At 65.9% G+C, this 2,007-nt stretch carries 3 protein-coding genes and 1 pseudogene; 2 read left to right on the top strand and 2 right to left on the bottom strand.

Going from position 1 to position 2,007, the window contains the following annotated elements:
* Positions 1 to 269: pseudogene (locus AOK15_RS40160) on the top strand (hypothetical protein); the annotation flags it as partial.
* Between the two features lie 80 nt (positions 270 to 349).
* A complete protein-coding gene (locus tag AOK15_RS40155) occupies positions 350 to 715 on the top strand; it encodes a PH domain-containing protein (protein ID WP_055524073.1) in 366 nt (121 codons plus the stop codon).
* 378 nt (positions 716 to 1,093) lie between these two features.
* On the opposite strand, the gene AOK15_RS40150 is transcribed toward AOK15_RS40155, so the two are convergent.
* Both AOK15_RS40150 and AOK15_RS40145 read right to left on the bottom strand, forming a co-directional pair.
* Positions 1,094 to 1,303, bottom strand: a complete 210-nt coding sequence (locus tag AOK15_RS40150) for a DUF397 domain-containing protein (protein WP_055524071.1) — start codon at positions 1,301 to 1,303, stop codon at positions 1,094 to 1,096.
* Positions 1,300 to 1,989: a DUF5753 domain-containing protein gene (locus tag AOK15_RS40145; RefSeq protein ID WP_338059958.1), complete on the bottom strand. Its 690-nt coding sequence runs from the start codon at positions 1,987 to 1,989 to the stop codon at positions 1,300 to 1,302. Before AOK15_RS40145 ends, AOK15_RS40150 begins: the two co-directional genes overlap by 4 nt.
* Between the last annotated feature and the right edge of the window lie 18 nt (positions 1,990 to 2,007).

The following is a 2,007-nucleotide window of genomic DNA, read 5'->3' as shown; positions in this document are numbered from 1 at the left end:
CATCCGGTCCGCGTGCTGCCGCGCAGGAACGGGCGGCAGCCTGGGACCGGATGTGGAACCAGTCCGCGCCCGGCGCGGAACGGGTCACCCCCCGGCCGACCCGGTTCGCGACCTGCTATCACCCGAACGCGCAGCCCGACCACGGCGAGTCCTCCGACACCGACGGCCGGGACCTCCTCGGAGGTCCGGTGATCTATCCGGCGGACGGCCATCCCACGGAGGAGGCGGCCTGCGCGGCCATCGGCTCCAGGCCCGTCGTGGGCGGGTGAGCCGAGCCCCTCGGTAGGCGCCCGGAAGCGCAGCGTAGTCGAAGGCAACCCCGGGGGCGCGGATGAGCGTCTCCCCGTGCATGGCACTGTTCGGAAACGCGCATACCGTCAATCCCGGTAAGGCCCAGCAGGACTACGCACGACTGCTGGGCCACGGGGAGCAGGTCCACGCAGCCTTCCTTCTGATCCGCGACACCATCCTGTTCACCGACCGCCGTCTCATCCTGATCGACAAGCAGGGGATCACCGGCAAGAAGGTCGAGTACCACTCCGTCCCGTACCGGAGCATCACGCACTTCTCGGTCGAGACGGCCGGTCACTTCGACCTCGACGCGGAACTGAAGATCTGGCTGTCCGGCACCCACGAACCGATCGAGAAGACGTTCACGAAGGGCGTGGACATCTACGAGGTCCAGGCGATCCTCACGCAGTTCGTCGCCGGGTAGCCACGCGCGGGGCCGGGGATCCAGAGGGCTACCGGGCTCCTCCGTTTCCCCGCCCGTGTTCCGGCCTTGATACCGGGCCGAGATCCGCCTCTCTGTCTGGGTTGTGCTCCCGCCCACGGGCGCATGCGTCCGGAGAAGCGCCGTCCCGCTCCTCTGCTCAGGTCGAACGGGTTGGGCAAGGGATTCGCGCTAATGCCTGAGCAGGCGAAGGCGCTTGTCGCCAAGGACCCCAAGAACGCTGAAGTGCTGTTCCCGTATCTCATCGGCAAGGATCTGAATCAGCGACCTGGAGCTACTGCAAGCCGATGGGGAAGCAACTTCCACTCCAACGCGCCCCCGCCCGGTGACAACCAGACGCGGGCCAGTGCAGTCGAAGGGTCAGTTCCCCGAGGCGTACGCCACGAAGTCCGCCCACGCATCCAGGCCCAGCGCAAGCTGGGGACCTTCGAGGTTCTTGGAGTCACGGACGTGCACAGTGCCGGGGGCAGCGGCGATCTCAACGCAGCTATCGCCCTCGGTGCCGTCGCTGTAGCTGCTCTTGAACCACGTGAGCTCAGAGGTCTGCCCAGCGGAGGCTGCGCGGATCATGTTTCCCCCAACACTTGCTCGATGAAGGCGAGTGACTCCCCCGGCGTGAGAGCCTGGGCCCGGATGATGCCATACCGCAGTTCGAGGATCCGCAGCTCCCTCGGGTCGGAGGTCAGGCGGCCGTTGAACGCGCCGTCCGAGCGCCCCACCGCGGTGCCGTCCGCGAACTTCAGCACCTCGATCTTGCCGTCCACGCCAGGGTGCGCGTCGGTATCCGTGGGCATCACCTGGAACGTCACATTGCGCAGTTGCGCCACCTCCAACAGATGTTCGAGCTGTCGGCGCCGCACCATTGTCCCTCCGATACGACGACGTAGTGCCGCCTCTTCTTGGACAATATTGAGCGGGGGCGGAGGCGACTTCTCGAAGACCGACTTGCGCGCCATCCGTGCGGCAACCAGTCGCTCCACCTCCTCTTCCGAGTACGGCGGTTGCCGAGCCTCGAACAGGGCCCGCGCATGCTCCGGAGTCTGCAACAGGCCGTGGATGCTCATCCCGACGTACACGCCGATCTCGACCGCCTGTGCTTCCATCCTCGCGATATCCCGAACCTTCTTCGGATACCGAACCTTCTTCACGTCCTCCTTCATCGCTGAGAGCAGCCCACCCGCCCCCAACACCTCATCCGCCCTGTCCAGATAGTCGGGCCGAGGAATCCGCTTCCCTCCCTCGATCTTGTAGACCATGGCCCTTTCTCTTATACA

The sequence above is a fragment of the Streptomyces ossamyceticus genome (assembly GCF_001418475.1).
Taxonomy (GTDB): Bacteria; Actinomycetota; Actinomycetes; order Streptomycetales; family Streptomycetaceae; genus Streptomyces; species Streptomyces ossamyceticus.
Note: the sequence above shows the minus strand (reverse complement) of the source record. Positions and strands in the feature narration are given on the sequence as shown.